General features: G+C 28.9%; 23 protein-coding genes. 21 read left to right on the top strand and 2 right to left on the bottom strand.

Annotation, left to right across the window (positions count from 1 at the left end; translation table 11 throughout):
• The 20 genes from galU to OCL94_RS07415 all read left to right on the top strand — a co-directional run bounded on the left by galU (position 1) and on the right by OCL94_RS07415 (position 17125).
• On the top strand, positions 1–873 hold the full coding sequence (gene galU, locus OCL94_RS07320) for a UTP--glucose-1-phosphate uridylyltransferase GalU (RefSeq protein ID WP_262996047.1): 873 nt from the start codon (positions 1–3) through the stop codon (positions 871–873).
• Entirely contained in the window at positions 863–1660 is a 798-nt protein-coding gene (locus OCL94_RS07325) for a glycosyltransferase family 2 protein (RefSeq protein WP_262996049.1), read from the top strand. Before galU ends, OCL94_RS07325 begins: the two co-directional genes overlap by 11 nt.
• On the top strand, positions 1657–2925 hold the full coding sequence (locus OCL94_RS07330) for a UDP-glucose dehydrogenase family protein (protein WP_262996051.1): 1269 nt from the start codon (positions 1657–1659) through the stop codon (positions 2923–2925). The genes OCL94_RS07325 and OCL94_RS07330 overlap by 4 nt, the downstream gene beginning before the upstream one ends.
• Before the next feature lie 12 nt (positions 2926–2937).
• The gene (locus OCL94_RS07335) at positions 2938–3837 is read left to right on the top strand and encodes a glycosyltransferase (protein ID WP_262996052.1); all 900 of its coding nucleotides are present in this window, start codon (positions 2938–2940) and stop codon (positions 3835–3837) included.
• Positions 3827–5239 (top strand): MATE family efflux transporter, encoded by a 1413-nt coding sequence (locus OCL94_RS07340; protein WP_262996054.1) that lies wholly within the window; start codon positions 3827–3829, stop codon positions 5237–5239. The genes OCL94_RS07335 and OCL94_RS07340 overlap by 11 nt, the downstream gene beginning before the upstream one ends.
• A 17-nt stretch (positions 5240–5256) precedes the next feature.
• Positions 5257–6135 (top strand): glucose-1-phosphate thymidylyltransferase RfbA, encoded by an 879-nt coding sequence (gene rfbA / locus OCL94_RS07345; protein WP_262996056.1) that lies wholly within the window; start codon positions 5257–5259, stop codon positions 6133–6135.
• An 11-nt stretch (positions 6136–6146) separates the two neighbouring features.
• Entirely contained in the window at positions 6147–6713 is a 567-nt protein-coding gene (gene rfbC, locus OCL94_RS07350; RefSeq protein WP_262996059.1) for a dTDP-4-dehydrorhamnose 3,5-epimerase, read from the top strand.
• On the top strand, positions 6710–7561 hold the full coding sequence (gene rfbD / locus OCL94_RS07355; RefSeq protein ID WP_262996061.1) for a dTDP-4-dehydrorhamnose reductase: 852 nt from the start codon (positions 6710–6712) through the stop codon (positions 7559–7561). Before rfbC ends, rfbD begins: the two co-directional genes overlap by 4 nt.
• Positions 7561–8541 carry a dTDP-glucose 4,6-dehydratase gene (gene rfbB / locus OCL94_RS07360; RefSeq protein WP_262996063.1) on the top strand — a complete coding sequence of 327 codons (981 nt, stop codon included), beginning with the start codon at positions 7561–7563 and terminating at the stop codon, positions 8539–8541. The genes rfbD and rfbB overlap by 1 nt, the downstream gene beginning before the upstream one ends.
• Positions 8525–9688, top strand: coding sequence for a hypothetical protein (locus tag OCL94_RS07365; protein ID WP_262996065.1), 1164 nt, complete (start codon positions 8525–8527; stop codon positions 9686–9688). The genes rfbB and OCL94_RS07365 overlap by 17 nt, the downstream gene beginning before the upstream one ends.
• A 78-nt stretch (positions 9689–9766) precedes the next feature.
• Positions 9767–10927, top strand: a complete 1161-nt coding sequence (locus OCL94_RS07370) for a glycosyltransferase family 2 protein (RefSeq protein WP_262996067.1) — start codon at positions 9767–9769, stop codon at positions 10925–10927.
• A gap of 15 nt (positions 10928–10942) precedes the next feature.
• Positions 10943–11383, top strand: a complete 441-nt coding sequence (locus OCL94_RS07375) for a GNAT family N-acetyltransferase (protein WP_262996069.1) — start codon at positions 10943–10945, stop codon at positions 11381–11383.
• 1 nt (position 11384) lies between these two features.
• Complete coding sequence (locus tag OCL94_RS07380; RefSeq protein ID WP_262996071.1) at positions 11385–12026, top strand: sugar transferase; 642 nt, start codon at positions 11385–11387, stop codon at positions 12024–12026.
• Positions 12019–13062, top strand: a complete 1044-nt coding sequence (locus tag OCL94_RS07385) for a GNAT family N-acetyltransferase (RefSeq protein ID WP_262996073.1) — start codon at positions 12019–12021, stop codon at positions 13060–13062. Before OCL94_RS07380 ends, OCL94_RS07385 begins: the two co-directional genes overlap by 8 nt.
• 32 nt (positions 13063–13094) lie before the next feature.
• Positions 13095–14234 (top strand): DegT/DnrJ/EryC1/StrS family aminotransferase, encoded by a 1140-nt coding sequence (locus tag OCL94_RS07390; protein WP_262996075.1) that lies wholly within the window; start codon positions 13095–13097, stop codon positions 14232–14234.
• A 121-nt stretch (positions 14235–14355) separates the two neighbouring features.
• Complete coding sequence (locus tag OCL94_RS07395; RefSeq protein WP_262996077.1) at positions 14356–14838, top strand: YdcF family protein; 483 nt, start codon at positions 14356–14358, stop codon at positions 14836–14838.
• An 18-nt stretch (positions 14839–14856) separates the two neighbouring features.
• Positions 14857–15558, top strand: coding sequence for a papain-like cysteine peptidase (locus OCL94_RS07400; RefSeq protein ID WP_262996078.1), 702 nt, complete (start codon positions 14857–14859; stop codon positions 15556–15558).
• Between the two features lie 235 nt (positions 15559–15793).
• Positions 15794–16369, top strand: coding sequence for a hypothetical protein (locus OCL94_RS07405; protein WP_262996080.1), 576 nt, complete (start codon positions 15794–15796; stop codon positions 16367–16369).
• A 5-nt stretch (positions 16370–16374) separates the two neighbouring features.
• Positions 16375–16530, top strand: coding sequence for a hypothetical protein (locus OCL94_RS07410; RefSeq protein ID WP_262996081.1), 156 nt, complete (start codon positions 16375–16377; stop codon positions 16528–16530).
• Positions 16520–17125 (top strand): PIN domain-containing protein, encoded by a 606-nt coding sequence (locus tag OCL94_RS07415; RefSeq protein WP_262996083.1) that lies wholly within the window; start codon positions 16520–16522, stop codon positions 17123–17125. Before OCL94_RS07410 ends, OCL94_RS07415 begins: the two co-directional genes overlap by 11 nt.
• A gap of 149 nt (positions 17126–17274) precedes the next feature.
• Here the strand turns inward: OCL94_RS07415 and OCL94_RS07420 are convergent, their stop codons facing one another.
• The gene (locus OCL94_RS07420) at positions 17275–17685 is read right to left on the bottom strand and encodes an RrF2 family transcriptional regulator (RefSeq protein WP_262996085.1); all 411 of its coding nucleotides are present in this window, start codon (positions 17683–17685) and stop codon (positions 17275–17277) included.
• 174 nt (positions 17686–17859) lie between these two features.
• On the opposite strand from OCL94_RS07420, the gene OCL94_RS07425 reads away from it, so the two are divergent.
• Positions 17860–19008 carry a globin domain-containing protein gene (locus OCL94_RS07425; RefSeq protein WP_262996087.1) on the top strand — a complete coding sequence of 383 codons (1149 nt, stop codon included), beginning with the start codon at positions 17860–17862 and terminating at the stop codon, positions 19006–19008.
• Between the two features lie 145 nt (positions 19009–19153).
• Here the strand turns inward: OCL94_RS07425 and folD are convergent, their stop codons facing one another.
• A complete protein-coding gene (gene folD / locus OCL94_RS07430) occupies positions 19154–20005 on the bottom strand; it encodes a bifunctional methylenetetrahydrofolate dehydrogenase/methenyltetrahydrofolate cyclohydrolase FolD (protein WP_262996089.1) in 852 nt (283 codons plus the stop codon).
• Positions 20006–20090: the final 85 nt, after the last annotated feature.

Consider the following 20090-nt stretch of genomic DNA (forward strand, 5'->3'; position numbering starts at 1 on the left):
ATGTCTAAAATAAAAAAAGCGATCATCCCTGCAGCAGGATTAGGTACAAGATTTTTACCGGCTACTAAAGCGATGCCAAAAGAGATGTTACCTATAATAGATAAACCTACTATTGAGTATATTGTTGAAGAAGCAATAAATTCTGGTATAGAAGATATTATTATTGTGACTGGTAAAGGAAAAAGAGCGATTGAAGATCACTTTGATAATAATTTCGAGTTAGAACATCACTTGAAAAAAAGCAATAAACTAGAGATTCTAGACAAAGTTAAGCAATCTTCTAGTGTTAATATACACTATATTCGTCAAAAAGAACCATTAGGATTAGGTCATGCAGTGTGGAGTGCAAGAAAGTTTATTGGCAATGAGCCATTTGCAGTATTATTGGGTGATGATATTGTAAAGTCTGAAACACCGTGTCTTAAACAATTAATGGATGTATATGACCAAACAGGGCAATCTGTTGTTGGGGTACAAGAAGTACCATTAGAAGAAACAAAGCGTTATGGGATAGTAGATTTTTATAATAAAAATGGCAACACATATGAAGTGAAAAAGTTCGTTGAAAAACCAAAATCAAATCCCCCTTCAAATTTAGCTATTATGGGTAGATATATCTTTAACCCTGAACTATTTAAATTTCTATCAGAGCAAAAAGTAGGTGCGGGTCAAGAAATTCAGCTTACTGACTCAATTGAAGAGTTAAATAAAGTGCAAAAAGTATTGGCTTATAATTTTGATGGAAAAAGGTATGACGTTGGAGAAGTAACAGGCTTTATATTAACTACTTTAGAATTTGCTCTTCAAGATGAAAAATATAAAGATGCAATTGAAAAATATTTGATGAATTGTGGATATCGATATGAAAATTAATACATTAATTTCCGCATTATATTTAAATGAAGATAATTTGATAAAACAAAACTTATCAGGTGAAGTTATAGTCATTAATCAAGATGATTATAATGATGTAAAAAATATAGATACAAAAAAATCAAATATAACAATATATACTAATACTAATCGTGGTATAGGAAAATCTAGAAATGAGGCATTAAAAAATAGTAATGCTGAAATATGTGTGCTAGCAGATGACGACGAAGTATTTCTAGATAATTATTTAGAAATCATTAAATCAGCATATGAAAAATATCCATATGCTGATTTGATTTTATTTAATGTTAAAAGAAACGATGATCCGGATAAAATAAAAGAAGTGCATCAAGTAAATTATAAAAATGCTTTGAAATATGGAGCTGTAAATATTACTTTCAAAAAAGAAGCAATAATAAAGGGTGAAATTAAATTTTCAGAATTATTTGGTGGCGGTACAAAATTTGGATCGGGAGAAGATTCAAAATTTATTATTGATTGTTTAAAAAATCACCTCAATATTGTTGCATGCAATGAAACCATTGCCACAATAAATGATGTAAGGGAATCTACATGGTTTAAAGGATATAATGATAAGTTCTTTTTTGATAAAGGCGCGTTATTCTCATCTTTTAATTTAAAGTTTGGTTATATCATGGGCTTAATTGTGATGCTAAAAAGTTTTAAAAATAAAGGAGATTTAACAACTTTATCAAAATTAATCATTTATACAAGAGGATTTAACTATTATAAAAAATCATACTTAAATAAGGAGCAACAACTATGAAAGAAGTATTAGTTATAGGTACAGGATATGTTGGTTTAATTACTGGCGTATCACTCGCAGAAATTGGTAACAAAGTGACTTGTTTAGATGTAGATAGTAATAAAATAGAAGTTTTAAAGCAAGGAAAAACACCAATTTATGAGCCAGGACTAGAAGAATATTTGTCAAAAAATATTAAAGAAAATCGATTATCATTTACAACAGAGTATAAAGACGCTGTTGAAAAAAGTGAAGTCATTTATATTGCAGTTGGTACACCAGAGAATGAAGATGGTTCAGCAAATTTAACATACATTTATAATGTTGTTGATGAATTAAAGCAACATATTAATGAAGATAAAATTGTTGTTGTAAAAAGTACTGTACCAATTGGTACAAATAGCAAAATTCAAAATATGTTATCTGAGCAACCATTCAATGTTGAAGTCATCTCAAATCCTGAATTTTTAAGAGAAGGCACAGCATTTTATGACGCATTTAATGGTGATCGAATTGTTATAGGCGGAGAATCTGACTTAGCAATTAATATCATTGAAGAAATAAATAAACCATTTGGAATTGAAATCTTTAAGACAACTAGGGAATCTGCTGAAATGATTAAATACGCAAGTAATGCTTTTCTTGCTACTAAAATAAGTTTTATAAATGAAATAGCAAACATCTGTGAACGAGTAGGAGCGGATGTTCAAGATGTTTCTAAAGGGATGGGTCTTGACAGTCGTATTGGTGGCAAGTTTTTAAATGCCGGAATTGGCTACGGAGGCTCTTGCTTCCCTAAAGATACAAAAGCTCTGTCGCACTTATCAAAGCAACTTGATTTCGAACCAGTCATTATAGACAGCGTTATTACAAGAAATGAAAGACAAAAATTATCATTAGTTGAGAAGTATGAGAAGTTTACTCAATATAAAGATGAACCAATTGGATTACTAGGATTATCATTTAAACCGAATACTGATGATTTGAGAGAGGCTGCATCACTTTCAATCATTGAGAAGTTAAATCGTATGGGGAAAAAGGTATATGCATATGACCCAGTTTCTGGTGAATTGGCTCAAGAAAGACTTGGAAATAAGGTAACAGTATTATCAAGTGCAAAGGAGTTATTGGAAACTGTAAATGTTATTTTTATTGTTACAGAATGGGATGAATTTAAGCAATTGAATTTTAACCCAAATAAACAATATGAGATTTATGACGGAAGAAATATATTAGATGTTGATACGGTACCAAATAATTCTAAATATTATAGAATTGGTAGATAATGAGGGATTTAATTGAAAAATATTATTATTATTCTTAATTATAATGATTTTGAAACGACTCAAAAATATATTGAGCAAATAATTAATTACAAATCTATTGATAAAATGATTGTTGTTGATAACGCTTCACCTGATTTAAGTTTTGAAAAATTAAAAGGATATGCATCTGAAAAAATCGATGTGATTTATAATCCTAAAAATGAAGGATACGCAAAAGGGAATAATTTTGGCATCAATTATGTAAACTCGAAATATACTGCTGAAAATATTATTATTTCAAACCCTGATATTATAGTTAGCGATGAATCAATCAATGAAATGACAAAGTTCTTGGATAATAATAGCGAATATGCAAGTGTAACAGGACTCATTCGAAACTTAAATGATGATATTGTTAAAAACTATGCATGGAAACAACCATCATACTTAGATATTATGTTTAGTTCAAGTTTAGTACTCAACAAAATATACAATACACTTAACCCTGAATATATGTTTTATAAAAAACCAACAGTATTACAAGGACATAAAGATGTTGAAGTATTGTCAGGTTGTTTCTTTATGATACGAAATGACGTATTAAAAGAAATAAAAAATTTTGATGAGTCTACATTTTTATATCATGAAGAAAATTTACTTTTTAAAAAGATAAATAATTTAGGATTCAAAAACGCAGTGTTATTACCTGAAAAAATAGTACATTTTGAAGGTATAAGTGTTGCTAAAAATTATGGTTCTTATCTTAAAAAAGCTAGATTTATGCATGATAGTGCCACAATATATTTAACAAAAGCTTTAAATATAAGTCCGTTACAGCTTAAAATATTTAATATTATTTTTAAGTTAGGAACGATAGAGAAGTATTTCTATATTAAATATATTAAGAGTAGAAGTAACAAAAATGAAAAATAACAAAACACTCAGTGACATCATTTCAGTGATTTCAGCTAATTTAATATCCATTATAATATCGATTATCGTTGTATTAGTTGTACCAAAATTTGTATCAATTGAACAATATGGATACTGGCAGCTCTATTTATTTTATACTTCATATGTTGGGTTCATGCATTTTGGGCACATTGATGGAATCTATTTAAAGTATGGTGGAGCAAATTATGAAGAACTTAATAAGGCACACTTAAAACAACAATTTATTCAATTAGTTATATTGCAAATTACAATTGCAGTATTAATTTCAATAATAACTTTATTTACTATTCACGATAACATTAAATATTATTTAATAAATATGACGCTGATTAGTATGATATTAGTCAATATAAAAATGTATTTTCAGTTCTTATTGCAATCTACTAGTAGAATTAAGCAATATTCAACTTCAGTTATGCTTGAGAGAATTTTATATATTGTCTTAATTCTTAGTGTTATATTCTTTTTTCCAAAAACAATTAGTAATTTTGTCTATGCAGATTTGATAAGTAAAGGATTTTCTTTATTATTTGTTCTATATATATGCAAAGATATAATAGTAAATAGCCAAAAAAATAATTTGCTTAATATTAGTGATTTTAAAAATTACATTGCCATGGGTATTAATTTAATGTTTGCAAATATTGCGAGCATGTTAATCATAGGAATCGTTAGATTTGCTATAGAGTATAACAATGGAGTAAAGACGTTTGGTAAGGTTTCACTTACACTTTCATTAGCTAATTTTTTAATGATTTTTATAACTGCAATTGGTATTGTACTTTTTCCGTTAATGAGACGAATGGATCAGCATGAAATGGAAAAATTTTATTTGAGCCTAAGAAATGTCTTAATGATTTTTGTATCTTTATCATTAATTTTATATTTCCCATTAACCTATTTTTTAAGTTTTCATTTGCAAAAGTATAGTGATAGTTTAGCTTATGCGGGTATATTATTTCCGATTTTATTATTTGAATCAAAAAATATTTTACTTATTAATACGTTCTTAAAAAATATAAGACAAGAAAGAAAGTTATTGTATATCAATACAATTTCATTATTGATTAGTTTTATGATTACAGCGATTTTATTATTCTTTAAATCACCAGTTGAAGTTTTTGTAATGGCTATTACATTAATACTGTTTATTAGAACATTTATAGGTGAATATATTACTTCACAATTCTTAAATAAATCAATCATGATAGATAATGTGAAAGAAGGAATACTTGCAATATGCTTTATTATTACTGCACTTAAATTTACTACTTTTAAAGCATTCTTGTTTTACTTAATAATTTGGAGTTTTTTTGTTATTTTAAATAGAAAGAAAAATATTGAATCATTTAACTATTTAATCTCAAAAATAAGTCATTAATTAGGAGGATTTTTTGCATGAAAGGTATAATATTAGCAGGTGGATCAGGAACAAGGCTATACCCACTCACAATGGTTACGAGCAAACAGTTATTACCAATTTATGACAAACCGATGATTTATTATCCACTTTCAACTTTAATGTTGGCTGGCATTAATGAAATATTAATTATTTCAACGCCATCAGATTTACCGAGGTTTAAAGAATTACTTGGAGATGGTTCAAGATTTGGAATCAAACTTGAATACAAAGAACAACCTTCTCCAGATGGTTTAGCGCAAGCATTCATATTAGGCGAAGAATTCATTGGTAATGATTCAGTGACGATGATATTAGGAGACAATATTTATTATGGTTCTGGGTTAAGAAAAATATTGTTAGATTCTGTGGCCAATAATCAAGGTGGTACTGTCTTTGCTTATCATGTAAAAGATCCAAATCGGTTTGGCGTTGTTGAATTTGATGAGAATGAGAATGTTATTAGTATTGAGGAAAAACCCGATCAGCCAAAATCAAATTATGCTGTAACTGGATTATATATTTATGATAATAATGTTGTAGAATTTGCAAAAAAAGTTCAACCTTCAGAACGTGGTGAGTTAGAAATTACAACGTTAAATGAAATGTATTTAAATCAAGGTAATTTAAAAGTAAGTTTATTAGGAAGAGGATTCACTTGGCTAGATACTGGTACTCATGAATCTTTAGTATCTGCAACTAACTTTGTAAAAACAGTAGAGGAACATCAAGATATAAAAATTTCATCTCCAGAAGAAATCGCTTATATTAATGGTTGGCTTTCAAAAGATAAATTAATTGAGCAAGCAAATACAATGAAAAAAACAAATTACGGTCAATATTTATTAAAAGTAGCCAACGGAGACATTAAATACTAGGAGGAAATCAAATGGACATAATTTCAACAAAATTAAAAGAAGTAAAAGTCATAGTTCCTAAAGTTTTTGGTGATGACCGCGGGTGGTTTATGGAAACTTATAATCATCAAAAATTTATCGATCAAGATATAAATTGTGATTTTATCCAGGATAATCATTCTTTTTCTAAAGAAATTGGTACTTTAAGAGGCTTGCATTTTCAGAAAGCACCATTTGCGCAAGCTAAATTAGTACGTTGTACGAAAGGTAAAATTTTTGATGTTGCTGTGGATATTAGAAAGAACAGTCCAACTTATTTAGAATGGGTAGGCGTAGAATTAACTGAAGAAAATAAAAAACAGCTATTTATACCTAGGGGATTTGCTCATGGTTTTGTAACATTGTCTGAAGATGTTGAAGTACAATACAAAGTTGATAATGTTTACAGCCCTGAAAATGATCGAAGCATCATTTGGAATGACTCAAATATTAATATTGATTGGCCTATAAATGAAAATGTAATTTTATCGGAAAAAGATAAAAATGCGAAATCAATTATTGATACGGATAATAATTTCATTTACGGTGAACAAATATGATTGCTTTAATTACAGGCGGAAACGGTCAACTAGGTTATGATGTAACAAATTATTTCCTTGAAAAAGGTGCAAAAGTTTTATCGCCTTCAAGTAAAGAATTTGATATTACTAATGTCGAGCTAATGGATAAATATTTAACAGATATTAATCTTGATGTAATCATACATTGTGCTGCATATACTGCTGTAGATGATGCAGAAAGTAATAAAGACATTAACTACGAAGTGAACGTTCAAGGAACTAAAAATATAGTAGAAATTGCGAAAAAGCATAATGCTAAATTGATTTATATTAGTACGGATTATGTATTTGATGGTGAAAAGGACTTACCATACATTGAAACTGATAAAAAAAATCCAATTAATGAATATGGTAAATCGAAAAGTTTGGCAGAAGATATTGTAATAAGCGAATTACAAAAATATTTTATCGTAAGGATTTCTTGGGTTATAGGTATCAATGGAAAGAACTTTGTGAAAACAATGTTAAGGTTAAGTGAAAAAATGGATACTTTATCAGTAATAGATGACCAGGTCGGCTCTCCAACGTTTACATCGGATTTATCAAAATTAATCTATGAATTTTCACTAAGTGATCGATTTGGAATTTACCATGCGACAAATGAAGGATATTGTAGCTGGAATGAATTAGCTACTACAATATTCAAACTAAAAAATATAGATATTAATGTAAATAAAATATCTACTAGTGAGTATAAAACAGCAGCTAAACGACCTTTAAATTCTAGAATGTCGAAAGATAAACTAGTAAAAAACGGATTTACAACTTTACCACATTGGAAAGAGAGTTTGGAAAGATACTTAAAAGAATTGGACGGTGTTAAATAATGAAGAAAGTTTTAGTAACAGGTGGAGCAGGTTTCATTGGTGGGAATTTTGTTCACTATATGTTAGATAAATACGAAGATTATAAAATTTATAATTTAGACAAACTTACTTATGCAGGTGAGTTAACGAAACATAAAGATGTTGAAAATGATGAAAGATATAACTTTGTACATGCAGATATCGCTGATTCAAAAACGATTTTTGATTTATTTGATGAAGAAAAATTTGATTACGTTGTTCATTTTGCTGCAGAAAGCCATGTTGACAGATCAATTGAAGATCCTTCAATCTTTATTAAAACAAATGTTTTAGGTACACAAGTATTATTAGATGCAGCACTTAAAAATAATGTTACAAAATTTGTGCATGTTTCAACCGATGAAGTTTATGGTGAATTACCATTTGATAAATCTACTTTCTTCACTGAACAAACACCTTTAAATCCAAATTCTCCTTATAGTGCAAGTAAAGCTAGTTCAGATTTATTAGTACGTGCATATCATGAAACTTACAATATGCCTATTAATATAACGAGATGTTCAAATAATTATGGTCCATATCATTTCCCTGAAAAATTAATCCCGTTAACAATTAAGAGAGCAAATAACGATGAGAAAATCCCTGTTTATGGGAATGGTTTGAACGTTAGAGATTGGTTGCATGTAAGTGACCATTGTAGTGCTATTGATTTAGTATTACACGAAGGTACTATTGGAGAAGTTTATAATGTTGGTGGTCACAACGAACGCACAAATATTGAAGTGGTAAAAACTATTCTATCTGCTTTAAATAAATCAGAAGATTTAATTGAGTTTGTTGAAGATAGAAAAGGTCACGATAAAAGATATGCGATTGATCCAACTAAATTAGAAAACTTAGGCTGGAAGCCAAAGTATAATTTTGATAATGGTATTACTCAAACTATTCAATGGTATAAAGATAATGTAGATTGGATTGAGAGTATTGACGAAAACAAATAAATTTTTATTTATATATGGATTAATAATGTTTTTTGCAATGTCATTAGGTGCTTTTACTCAAATTACAATATTGGGTGCATCAATGAGTATCTATTGGATAGATATTTTTGCGATAACATTACTTGTTTTAATTTTACTATTACCTAATATTTTTACTAATAAATTTTCTACCTCAGAAAATTTATTAGCGTTGGGTTTAGTAATAATATTAGTCTACTCAATGTTTATTTCATTTTTTTCAGATGAACAGTTAACATCTTTACAAGGTTCCTTAGTAATATTTCTAGGGATAATATATTTAATTTGTTCTGTAGTATTGAACAATAACAATAAATATTTTTTTCGTTGGGCAGTTCGTATATTTGTCTCTTCAATTGCAATACAATTAATAATTAATATGCTACCCATTTTTATGAGTGCTGGCTTATCTTTCTATTTAGCAAAAGAGAATGCAACTACATTTGTTGGGAACTCTAATGCCATATCTTTTTATTTTGTTTTTCTTGTATTGTATGAATTGATTTCAAGACATAAATTTTGGTCATTTTTTGTGGTTATAGGAATTATAGGTGTTGTATTTTCAATGTCTAGAGCAGGGTTTTTATCTTTATTTATCTGCTTAAGTATTTTTGTTGTTATTTCAATAATAAATAAATCTAGTAATAACATAAAGACATATTTCTACATGATTATTGCAATTGTTCTACTGTATTTTGCAATTCAAAATACTGCAATTGGTAAGCAATTTCTTTTTCATTTAGGATTTGGACTTAAGGCAACTTCTATGCATGCCAGAGACGTATTGGGTGAAGAAGCATGGAGCAAGTTTCTTCAGCATCCCTTTGGTAGCGGTTTAGTTTGGATAGGAGATCCTCATAATATAATAATAAGGTCTTTCAGAGATTTAGGATTTATTGTAGGCCCAATATTTATTATGATATTGTTCTTTCCAATTTTTTTCTTTTTTTCAAGAAAGATAAGAGACTATTCTAATGAAATGATTGCTATATTAGTTGCATATTGTTCCTTATTAGTTCATTCTCTATTTGAGATATTTTTCTTAACAAATATTTCATTATTTTTTACAATTTTTTCATTAGTATATTTGGTGAAAAATAAAAGTTATCAATACTTAAATGATAAATAATCAATATAGGTAATTCAGGTTTATCCCATGTAATTTTTCATATGGGTCATATTAAAATAATTCTAAGGATGATGAACTTTGAAAACAATTAAAAGTTTTTTTTATTTACTCACTTTTCTAATAGTTTGGCCAATGATTGGATATAATTATTTTTTAATTTTATTAGATAAATTAATTAAATTAGAAGATCATCCCAGAAAAGAACAAACTCCTAAGGTAAGTTTGATAATTCCAGCACATAATGAAGAAAAGGTAATCTTGAAGAAACTCGAGAATTTAATGAGTTTAGATTATCCTAATGACAAAATTGAAATTATTGTTGCCAATGATAATAGTAATGATAGTACAGCAAATATAGTTGAGTCATTTATAAATTCAAATCCCAAATTTAAGACTAGACTTTATAATGTAGTTGAGAGAAAAGGTAAAACTAACGCTCAAAATGAAGCAGTAAAAACAACGGATTGTGAAATATTGGTATTTACTGATGCTAACTCAATGTTAGATCAAAGAGCTATTCAAGAACTAGTATCTAGTTTTTATGATGATTCTATTATGTATGTATCTGGAGATTTAGTTTATACAAACGCTGCAGACAATCCTACAAGTGATGCGGAAAATACATATTGGAATCTTGATAAAAAAATTAGAAATATTGAATCTAATTTATCTAGTATTACTGCAGGTAATGGAGCTTTATACGCAATTAGAAAAGATTTATATGTAGAAGTACCATTAATTCATTCTCATGATAGTAAAATGCCAAAAGAAGCTGTGTTAAGGGGATATAAAGCAATCACTAACAATCATGCTATTGCTTACGAGAAAGCTGGAGAAAACGATGAGGATGAGTACAAAAGAAAAGTGAGAATGAATCGAGTTATATTCGAAAGTATTTTCGAATCACTATTCTTTATTAATATTTTTAAATACAAATTTTTCACAATTCAAATGCTAAGTCATAGAACATTAAGATATTTATTAGCGATAAACCATATTTTATTGTTTATTATTAACACAATATTAGTATTAAAGAATCCTAAATTATTTTATAAATTATCATTATTTTTACAAACGTTATTCTATGTTTTTGCAATTATTGGAAGATTTAATCCATTTAAACTTTTTAAATTACCTTATTATTACTGTATGACACTTGTGGCTCAATTACATGGAATGATGAATTATTTTACTGGGAAACGAAAACCATTTTGGGAGAAAGCTGAATCAACTAGATAATTTAAGAGGTATATTATGATTAAAATAAATGAGTCAAATATAAAGCTCTATAAAGATGATATTGTGCAATTAATTGACTATATTCAAGAAGATAAAAATCAAAGTGTAAATAAATATGTTGAACTATTAAAACAATATATTTATTCGGAAAATACTTATGTTTATGGGCATGTTTTTGAAGGAAAACTAGTTTCATTTATATGGTTTTTTAAAAGAAACTTTAATGGAATTATTAGATTTCATATATCTTATATCTCAACAAATCCTGATTATAGAGGGAAAGGCTTTGCAAGAGAACTAATAAATAAAGTTCATGAAATATCTATTAAAGAAAAGATATCAATGATTGATTTAAATGTTTCTCCAGATAATAAAGTCGCAATGGCGTTATATGAAAAATTGGATTTCATGCCAGAAAAGATTCTATTGTCTAAAAAGATTGAAGGTGTTGAATAAAATGTATAGAAAATTTATTAAGAGAATATTAGACAGTTCTTTTTCATTCATTCTTTTATTTTTACTTTCGCCGTTGTTAATTGTTGTAAGTATATTAATCGTTTTAATAAATGGATGGCCGGTTTTATTCTCTCAAGACAGACCTGGAAAAAATCAGAAAGTTTTTAAAATGTACAAGTTTCGATCTATGACAAATAAAAAAGATGAATTTGGTAATCTATTACCTGATGATGAAAGGTTAACGAAATTCGGCAAATTCTTAAGAAAGTCGAGTATTGATGAATTACCTAGTTTAATTAATATTTTAAAAGGTGATATGAGTTTTATTGGTCCTAGACCACTTTTAGTAAAATATTTACCTTATTATACTGAAAAAGAACAGAAGCGTCATACCGTAAGACCAGGACTTACAGGACTTTCTCAAGTTAATGGACGCAATTTATTAAATTGGGATAAACGATTAGAACTTGATGTACAATATGTTGAAAATATTACATTTATTAATGACTTTAAAATTTTAATAAAAACAGCTGAGAAAGTTGTTAAAAGAGCAGATATAGTTGTAGGTAGTGAACATGTGATGGAAGATTTTGATGTAGAAAGAAGCCAATTAAACAATAATGGAGTTGTTAAAAATGTTTAAAGTAATAAAACATCAAAATAAAGATGAGTGGGATCAAATTGTAAATAATTCTGATTTAACAGATGTATATCATACTTGGGGCTATTTAAATGGATATTATTTAAATGGAGACGGAGATCCATTATTATTTTATTTCAAAACTGATACTACAGAAATTATTAATGTAGTAATCAAACGAGATATTCATGCAGACAAAAGATTTTCTGAAGTATTGAAACCGGGGAGATATTTTGATTTTATTTCACCATATGGTTATGGTGGTACATTAATACAATCATCAAATGATAGTGATATTAACAACTATTTTGAAGAATATAATAATTACTGTATTAAAAATAAGATTGTATCAGAATTTGTACGATTTCATCCGATAAAAAATAATTTTGATTTAATTAATAATGAATACGACATTATAACACTAGGTGAAACAATCGCATTAGATTTATCAAGTGAAGATATTGTCTGGTCAAATATTCAATCAAGAATGAGAAACAAGATAAGAAAGGCAAATAAAGATGGTGTAGAAATATATTTTTCAAACGACAGAGCCTTACTAGATACTTTTATTGATATTTATGAGGAAACGATGAATAAAAATAATGCTGATTCTTATTACTTTTTTAATAGAGAGTATTATGAGAGCATCGTAAACGATTTAAAATATAATTTTCTCTTCTGTTACGCAAAAAAAGATGGAGAAATTATTTCGATTGCCATCATTTTATTAGGAAATCAAATTTTACATTATCATCTTTCTGGTACTCGACAATCTTTTAATAACTTAGCACCGAATAACAATGTTTTATTAAATACAGCATTATGGGGTAGTTTAAATGGTTATAAACTGTTTCACTTAGGTGGGGGACTAGGTTCTTCGACTGATGAATTATTAAATTATAAAAAGAAATTTAATAAAAATTCGAATCTACGATTTAGTATCGGAAAAAAGATATTCAATCAAGAAATGTATAATGAATTGGTTAAAATTAGAAATTTTGAATCGCAAAAATCATTCTTTCCAGAGTACAGAGCATAATCAATTACTTAAATTAAAAGGAGACGATAAACATGCAAGAAAGAGTATTCCTTTCATCACCACATATGGGTGGAACTGAACAAAAATATGTACAGGAAGCATTTGATACGAATTGGGTAGCACCGCTAGGTGCAAACGTAAATGCATTTGAAGACGCTGTAAAATCTTACACGGGAATAAAAGCAGCTTGTGCATTATCAAGTGGAACAGGTGGATTACATTTAGCTTTAGATTTATTAGATGTAGGCCAAGATGATATTGTATTCTGTTCTTCTTTAACATTTATAGCAACAGCAAATCCAATATTATATTTGGGTGCTAAACCTGTATTTATTGATTCAGATCTTGAAAGTTGGAATATGTCTCCATATGCATTGAAGAAAGCATTTGAAAAATATGCTGGCTTAGGAAAATTGCCTAAGGCTGTTATGGTTGTTAACTTATACGGTCAATCTGCTAAAATGGATGAAATCATGGCGATCTGTAATGAATACAACGTACCTGTAGTTGAAGATGCTGCAGAAAGCTTAGGTTCTAAATATAAAGGTAAGATGAGTGGTACATTCGGTAAATTTGGTATCTTCTCATTCAACGGTAATAAAATCATCACAACTTCAGGCGGTGGGATGATTATTTCAAATGATGAAGAAGCAATAGCTCATGCCCTAAAGAAAGCTACTCAAGCGCGCGACAATGCGCCTCATTACCAACATAGTGAAGTAGGTTATAACTATCGTTTAAGTAATATTTCTGCAGGTATTGGTAGAGGTCAAATGGAAGTATTAGATGATCGTGTAGCTAAGAAAAGAGAAATATTTGACCGCTATAAAGCAGGTTTACAGGATGTTGAGGGTATTTCTTTTATGGAAGAGCTTGAAGATACATTTAGTAATAGATGGTTATCTACAATGTTAATTGACCATGAAGTTACAGGTAAAAACTATTTAGATGTCATTAATATGCTTGCAGAAGATAATATTGAAGCACGTCCAGTTTGGAAACCAATGCATTTACAACCTGTATTTGAAGGTTGTGATTTCATTCAAGATGAGCAAATGGATGTATCAAAATATTTATTTGACCATGGTATTTGTTTACCTTCTGATAGTAAAATGACAGATGAAATTCAAGATATGATTATTTTAAAAATTAGAAAATTTTTAGCACATTAAAATGTATTTATTTATCGATAAAATAAGGAATATATTTTCATTTCACTCTTTAGTGTTTGTATTAATAATCACCTTTTCAATTTTTAATATTTTTCTAATTGATAGTTTGATACATCCAACGATGAATCAAAAAATAAAATCTGATGCTATTTTAATCTTAGGTGGAGATGAAGGTAGATTAGAAAAAGGTGCGGCATTATATAAAGAAGGTTTAGCCCATAGGGTAATATTATCACCTGTTAGCGATTCTAAAGATGGTTTATCAGTATTAAATGCAGTTAAACTAGGAATACCTTTATCAGCAATTATTGTTGAGAATAAATCTACAAGTACTTTTAATACTGTAGATACTATTAATAAAATAATGATTTACAATAAATTTAAATCAGCAATTGTAGTTACAAGTGATTATCATATGAAGAGAACAATGATGGTGTTCGATGAAAATAATAAATACAATTTTCAATTTCATTTTGTTACATCACTTGATAAGTTTGGAAATAGATGGTATGAGAGAACTGATAGATTTGATATTTGGATTTCAGAATTTAAAAAGATGATGGGATATCGTTTACACTTGTATAATTTTATTGATGAAAAATAATTTGATTTGGAGATGCTTATGAAAAATATAATTTCATTAGGATTTTTTTGTGGGCCTGCACAAGAGCTTGAGAAATACGGATTTAGATCCAGTAGTTTCCCTTTTGACTGGTTAATTTCAGATTTTAAAGGTGTAAATGAGCTTGTTCAAAATAATTTTATTCAATTTTTAGATGAATCATTATTATTACAGAACGAAGTTAATAGAAGTTATTATAAAAATAAAAAATATAATGTACAATTCTTCCATGATTTTGATAGATTTTTACCATTATCTGAGCAATTAGAAAATGTACAGAACAAGTATAAAAGAAGAATAGAAAAATTTTATTCAACTATTAAAGCACCAACTATTTTTTTAAGATATATTGAAGACGAAAACGAATTGAATTATATTAACGAGAATTATTTTGCAATCGAATCTTTATATAAATCATTCAATAAAGAAAATGAAATTATTTATATAATAAATGATGATTTATCAAGCTCAATCATTCAACATCAATATAAAGTAAAAAAAGATGTAAATGATTCTGTATGCAGAAAACCTTTAGATTATTTACCAGACTTAGTCGATTATCTTAACAAAGAATTTGACAACGGAATTAGAAAAAGTAATTTAGAATATTTTCAAAGTAAATCTATAAAAAAACAATCAATTGCTGAAAAAATGAAGAATAAATTTAAAAAGCCATATCGACATGGATATACTTACAAATAGTTAATATGAAAATCACCCTAGTTATTATCATCAATTCGATATATATAACAAGGGTGATTCTTTTGCGATTTCTTATCAAACTACTCATCGCTTTCATTAAGGTTAGGAATAAAAATACAGTAAAAAAATAGCGTAAATTGATTGAGTAATCTATTAATAAATGACTCAATATTTATTATATACTTGACAATTTATGATATTATGTAATAAAGAACATTATCTTAGGAGGTATATTATGGAGTTAATTATTACATTGTCAGCTAATATTGGGGAATTAAGTACTTTAAAACAAAAAAATGTAATGAATAAAAAAGCTGAAATTGACAGCTTATTTCATGAAGGCGTAAATATTGATATAAATCATGAACGAATTACAATAGTCTTCCAAAATATCAATGATATTGTTCTTAGAAATGATGATTTTTTAAAAAAAATGAGTGATATATTTAAATTAATATTGGAAAGTTTATTAATCGAGAATTATTATCATATAGATTTATTATTAACGGATATTATCGAGAAAAATATAAAAAATGAAAAGATTCAAAATGAATTAAGTGAAATTGACAGACATATTATTGGTGTAGGTAAAGAATACAGATATAATGATGACAATTTTGAAATACGTTTTAAATACGAACCGAACTATACGCCAATTAAAAAAGGTGACGTATACAAAACGCATATTTTGGGATCAAAACATGGTATTTATAACATCAACAATTTAAGAAGCGATTTATCTGAAGCACTTAGAATTATCACTATTATAGATGAAAAGCTTCTGGAAAATTATATTAATGAAAATGAGTGATGACTATGTTTATGCAAGCATATTCTAAAAAAGAGATAAAAAAGAGAAATGTAAAAAAATCTAAACAATATAAAGACTTGAAAGAAATAAATGAATTATTTGAAAAACATAAACCATTAGTGTACTTAACAGATAAGGATGGTGTGAGACGTGACAAATAATTCTGTATTTATTTCAACGCGGTTTCCTGTAAATTCTAAATTGATTGATAAAGATATTTATATGGACACAAATACTATTATGAATTTATATGATAACCGAAATAATCATACAACAAATAATATCAAACGGTTCATTTCTGAGGTTAATGCAAATAATTCAGTATTATATTATTCTCAACACGGTTTAGATGAAATGACTACTGTATTACATAAAAACTATCAGAATCAATATAAATTATTGAATCAGCTTAATAATACTAAGGAAATCTCAAAGGATGAAGGGAAACAAATTTTTTCTCAAGTTTATAATGAGGTTAAAAATTTTGAATCTGATATTCTTAGTAAAATATCAAATAAAATAACTTTTGAAACTGAAGAAGTGGATAAAATGAAGATTCAATTGTCATTAAATACAGGAATGGTTGTACCAGATTCTAAACATATTGCTATTGCTAAAACTAATGGTATACATAGCATATTAACAGATGACAAAGACTTTTTAGCAGCAGAAAATTTAAATATCTATGGATCTACTAAAGCAATTCACGACGCATTTTTGAGTAATCCTCCGACAACTTATTTGAAATTTGATTAAAATTATTATTTTTTTTGTACTCTTCGATATATAACAAGGGTGATTCTATTGCGATTACTTATCAAACTGCTCATCGTTTTCATCATCGCATTGTTATATTGCTTTTTATCATAAGAAAATCCGGGCACAGTCTTGCTGCCCGGATTTCTTTATATAGTCACTTTCTTAAACAACACATCCTGCAAAGTATATTGATCCAGTACATTCAAATAAGCCATCAACGCTTCACCTAACACGTTCTGCAAACCACATATCCCTGCAATCGGACATGTATTCGTTTCAGGATCAAAGCATTCCACTAACGTAAAATGTTCTTCCGTCTTTCTTATCAATCCACCAATATTGATCTCTTCTGGCGCCATCTTAAGCGTCATACCGCCACCACGCCCACGCGTCGTTTCAATATAACCCATCGTTGCTAAATTATTCACCACTTTCGTCAAATGGTTCTTCGAAATATGATAAAATTGCGCAATTTCATCAATTTGCGTTCGTTCTTCTCTTCTCGCTAAAAACATTAAAACGCGCAATGAATAATCAGAGTATAGTGTTAATCTCATCGTAATCCTCTCCTCAACATTTATTATAGACTAAATATTTGTAATTAATATTTATTTTTTTATATAAATCATGACATTTTTACCGTATATCAGTTGTATTATTCATTTCGAAGTTGTATTATTAAAGTTGTTATTAAACATGTATTTTAGATACAACTTTTAGGGGGAATTATCATGTTAACTGAAGAAACAAAAAGTATTATTAAATCTACAATTCCAGTATTAGAAGAACACGGTGAAGCAATCACATCTGCTTTCTATAAACATATGTTTGCTGAACATCCAGAATTACTGAATGTATTTAATAAGACAAATCAAAAATTAGGGCGTCAACAAACTGCTTTAGCACAAACAGTGATCGCTGCTGCGAAACATATTGATCATTTAGAAGCAATTATTCCAAACGTCAATCAGATTGCACATAAACATAGAGCGTTAGAAATTAAACCTGAGCATTATCCAATCGTTGGTGAGAACTTAATCTGGGCAATTCAACATGTATTAGGGGATGCTGCTACACCTGAAATCGTAGATGCGTGGACACAAACTTATGGCGTCATCGCTGACGTATTCATCAAGATGGAAGCTGCTTTATACGACGAGGCAGACTGGAAAGACTTTGCGAAGTTCAAAGTGGTTGCAATTAAACAAGAGTCGCCTGATATTAAATCATTCACAGTTCAAAGTGATGCTGTCACAGTGAAACCTGTTAAAGCGGGTCAATATATTACAGTGAAAGTTCATCCTGATGGTGAAGAGAATGATGCGTTACGTCATTATTCTATTTGCTCAGTTGATATTACAAACGGTCTTAAATTCGCTGTTAAACGTGACGTTGCGGGTGAAGAGAAGGGTATGGTTTCAAACTTCTTACATGACAACGTGAAAGTGGGCGATGAGATTTTATTATCTGCGCCAGCTGGTGAATTTGTTGTTGACGTTGACGCTGATAAATCGATTGTATTGATCAGTGGTGGTGTTGGTATGACACCAATTATGGCTATGTTAGAAGATGAAATTGCGAAAGGTCGCGATATTAAATTCATCCATTCTGCATATAATAGCGAGGCGGTACCATTTAAAGATGAGATTACAAAGTATCATAACAACAATAAAGTGCATTTCTACTTCAATTATTCAGAAACGGCTGATCGTTTAAATAAAGCGAAATTAGCAGATATTATGAATGGTGATGAAGAGATCTACATGTGTGGTTCTGTCGGCTTTATGGAAGCGATGTTAGAAGTGTTTAACGCGATGAATATCGACCGTTCTCAAGTACATTTTGAACCATTTGGTCCTAAGATGAGTATTACGATTTAATAAATGAGCTGTCAAGTTTGACAGCTTTTTTTAATGGATTAGTGGTTCATATTGACCTTAAAAAAGTCCCGGAAACGTCGTTTCCGGGACTTTTTTAGGTTAATTTGAGGTATTTAGTGAAATATTGAACCGATTCAAATCGACCTTATTTCCCTGAAATACGCTTCGCTGCAAGTAATGTATTGTTTAATACCATCGTAATCGTTAATGGACCAACCCCACCAGGTACCGGTGTAATGGCGCTCGCCACTTCACTTACTTCATCATATAATACGTCACCAGTTAATTTACCATCAACAACAGTATTACCAACGTCGACAACAACAGCGCCTGGTTTCACATCTTCTTTCGTTACTAAACCTGGTTTACCCACTGCAGAAACAATGACATCAGAACGCTTTAATACAGCTTTCATATCATTACTTCTAGAGTGTAATAAAGTAACCGTCGCGTTCGCATCCGTTAATAATTTAGAAACGGGTTGACCTACGATATGGCTACGGCCAATCACTGCAACGTCTTTACCTTCTAAATCGATATCCGCGTTCTTCAAGATTTCCATAATACCAAGTGGTGTACATGGAATATACGTTTCTACCCCTGCATATAATCTTCCGATGTTAATCGGGTTAAAGCCGTCTACGTCTTTTTCTGGTGCAATCTTTTCTAATACTTTCGTTTCATCAATTTGTTTCGGTAGTGGTACTTGTACTAATATACCGTGAACATTCACGTCGTTATTTAATTTATCGATTTCATTCAGTAATGCTTCTTCCGTTGTCGATTCATCTAAATGAATAATTTCTGAAGACATTCCGATTTTTTCTGCTGATTTCTTCTTATTGTTGACGTAACTTTGGCTCGCACCATCATTACCTACTAAGATAACTGTTAAGTTTGGTGTTACCCCTTGTGCCTTTAACGCTTCTACTTCTTTTGCTAACCCTTCGCGATAATCTTTCGCAATTTGTTTACCGTCTAATACTTTTGCTGTCATGAATAATTCCCTCCGTTTTTTATTCGAACGATATATTTAATTATAGCAATAAAACAACCAAAAATACGAACTAAATTTAAATGTT

It is taken from the genome of Macrococcus capreoli (assembly GCF_025628935.1).
Lineage (GTDB): Bacteria > Bacillota > Bacilli > Staphylococcales > Staphylococcaceae > Macrococcoides > Macrococcoides capreoli.

Excerpts from the sequence above, each read along its gene's own strand:
- galU (WP_262996047.1), top strand. The coding sequence starts at position 1 with ATGTCTAAAATAAAAAAAGCGATCATCCCTGCAGCAGGATTAGGTACA.
- OCL94_RS07325 (WP_262996049.1), top strand. The coding sequence starts at position 863 with ATGAAAATTAATACATTAATTTCCGCATTATATTTAAATGAAGATAAT.
- OCL94_RS07330 (WP_262996051.1), top strand. The coding sequence starts at position 1,657 with ATGAAAGAAGTATTAGTTATAGGTACAGGATATGTTGGTTTAATTACT.
- OCL94_RS07340 (WP_262996054.1), top strand. The coding sequence starts at position 3,827 with ATGAAAAATAACAAAACACTCAGTGACATCATTTCAGTGATTTCAGCT.
- rfbA (WP_262996056.1), top strand. The coding sequence starts at position 5,257 with ATGAAAGGTATAATATTAGCAGGTGGATCAGGAACAAGGCTATACCCA.
- rfbC (WP_262996059.1), top strand. The coding sequence starts at position 6,147 with ATGGACATAATTTCAACAAAATTAAAAGAAGTAAAAGTCATAGTTCCT.
- rfbD (WP_262996061.1), top strand. The coding sequence starts at position 6,710 with ATGATTGCTTTAATTACAGGCGGAAACGGTCAACTAGGTTATGATGTA.
- rfbB (WP_262996063.1), top strand. The coding sequence starts at position 7,561 with ATGAAGAAAGTTTTAGTAACAGGTGGAGCAGGTTTCATTGGTGGGAAT.
- OCL94_RS07375 (WP_262996069.1), top strand. The coding sequence starts at position 10,943 with ATGATTAAAATAAATGAGTCAAATATAAAGCTCTATAAAGATGATATT.
- OCL94_RS07380 (WP_262996071.1), top strand. The coding sequence starts at position 11,385 with ATGTATAGAAAATTTATTAAGAGAATATTAGACAGTTCTTTTTCATTC.
- OCL94_RS07385 (WP_262996073.1), top strand. The coding sequence starts at position 12,019 with ATGTTTAAAGTAATAAAACATCAAAATAAAGATGAGTGGGATCAAATT.
- OCL94_RS07390 (WP_262996075.1), top strand. The coding sequence starts at position 13,095 with ATGCAAGAAAGAGTATTCCTTTCATCACCACATATGGGTGGAACTGAA.
- OCL94_RS07395 (WP_262996077.1), top strand. The coding sequence starts at position 14,356 with ATGAATCAAAAAATAAAATCTGATGCTATTTTAATCTTAGGTGGAGAT.
- OCL94_RS07400 (WP_262996078.1), top strand. The coding sequence starts at position 14,857 with ATGAAAAATATAATTTCATTAGGATTTTTTTGTGGGCCTGCACAAGAG.
- OCL94_RS07405 (WP_262996080.1), top strand. The coding sequence starts at position 15,794 with ATGGAGTTAATTATTACATTGTCAGCTAATATTGGGGAATTAAGTACT.
- OCL94_RS07410 (WP_262996081.1), top strand. The coding sequence starts at position 16,375 with ATGTTTATGCAAGCATATTCTAAAAAAGAGATAAAAAAGAGAAATGTA.
- OCL94_RS07420 (WP_262996085.1), bottom strand. The coding sequence starts at position 17,685 with ATGAGATTAACACTATACTCTGATTATTCATTGCGCGTTTTAATGTTT.
- OCL94_RS07425 (WP_262996087.1), top strand. The coding sequence starts at position 17,860 with ATGTTAACTGAAGAAACAAAAAGTATTATTAAATCTACAATTCCAGTA.
- folD (WP_262996089.1), bottom strand. The coding sequence starts at position 20,005 with ATGACAGCAAAAGTATTAGACGGTAAACAAATTGCGAAAGATTATCGC.